The organism is Mesotoga sp. HF07.pep.5.2.highcov (assembly GCF_003666285.1).
Taxonomy (GTDB): Bacteria; Thermotogota; Thermotogae; order Petrotogales; family Kosmotogaceae; genus Mesotoga; species Mesotoga prima.
Genome location: NZ_JFHJ01000149.1, coordinates 1 through 864 on the forward strand (window position 1 = coordinate 1; position 864 = coordinate 864).

1 protein-coding gene and 1 pseudogene are annotated in these 864 nt (G+C 46.5%); one reads left to right on the forward strand and one right to left on the reverse strand.

Translation table 11 applies throughout. From position 1 onward, the window contains the following. Positions 1-528: M20/M25/M40 family metallo-hydrolase (locus BG32_RS02915; RefSeq protein ID WP_147434804.1), on the forward strand; the 528-nt coding region annotated here is incomplete at its 5' end. 1 nt (position 529) lies between these two features. Here BG32_RS02915 and BG32_RS02920 read toward each other — a convergent pair. Continuing rightward, positions 530-864: pseudogene (locus BG32_RS02920) on the reverse strand (protein-L-isoaspartate O-methyltransferase); the annotation flags it as partial.

An 864-nucleotide genomic window follows, 5' to 3' on the forward strand; every position in this document is an offset into this window, starting at 1 on the left:
GCACATGTCGCTTTTTATAGGGAGGGAAGAGACGCTATCGAGGGAGCTATGGATTTCCTGCAGAGAGTTTACTCCATTGAAAGAGGAGACTCCGTTCTCAGGTTCGGCTTAATCGAAGGGGGAAGGGTGAGAAACGTAGTAGCCGATTCTTGCACCCTTTACGGAACTGTGAGAACGAAAGCTTATGAGCTTTCGGAGAAGGCCATCTGCGAGCTCGAAGAGCTCGGTAGAGATGTTGCTTCAAGAAGAGAACTCGAGTTCAATCAGAAGATCGGATCGAAATATCCTCAAGTTCAGGTGGACAAAGACCTTTACGAAAAGCTTTGCGGTCTGGTCGACGTAAATCCTGTAGAAATGAAATACGTAGGCGAAGACTTTGGTGTGATTGCTCTGAAGTATCCCTCCGTTCTTTTCTGGCTAGGCACTGGACGAGAGGAACGCCACGGTCTTCATAACTCAAAGTTCCTGCCTCAGGATTCAGTTATAGAAAAGGGAATTGAGATCTTCTGGAAGGTAGCTAACAGCTGACTCAGATAATTTGAAACCTTCCGTCTGTCAATCTGAGTCTGAACTCTCTATTGCGATAAAGTGGATCCGGTTCTGAATCCTCTGCCACCATGAAGACTGCTCCGGTTACTTCCGAAACTCTCAGAGTAGTATCGTCGGTTCTTTCGAACAGGAATACAGGAGTATCCATGTAACTCCTGTAAATTGGAGATACGCACCTCCCTCCAATTTTCATCTGACTGAAGAGCACTTCACTCATTCCCGAGAGTGCAACCGTTGAGATTATTTTGTCGTAAGGAGCGTCGCTTTCATAACCGTACCGTCCGTCACCAATCACAAGGCGAACGTTTTTCATAC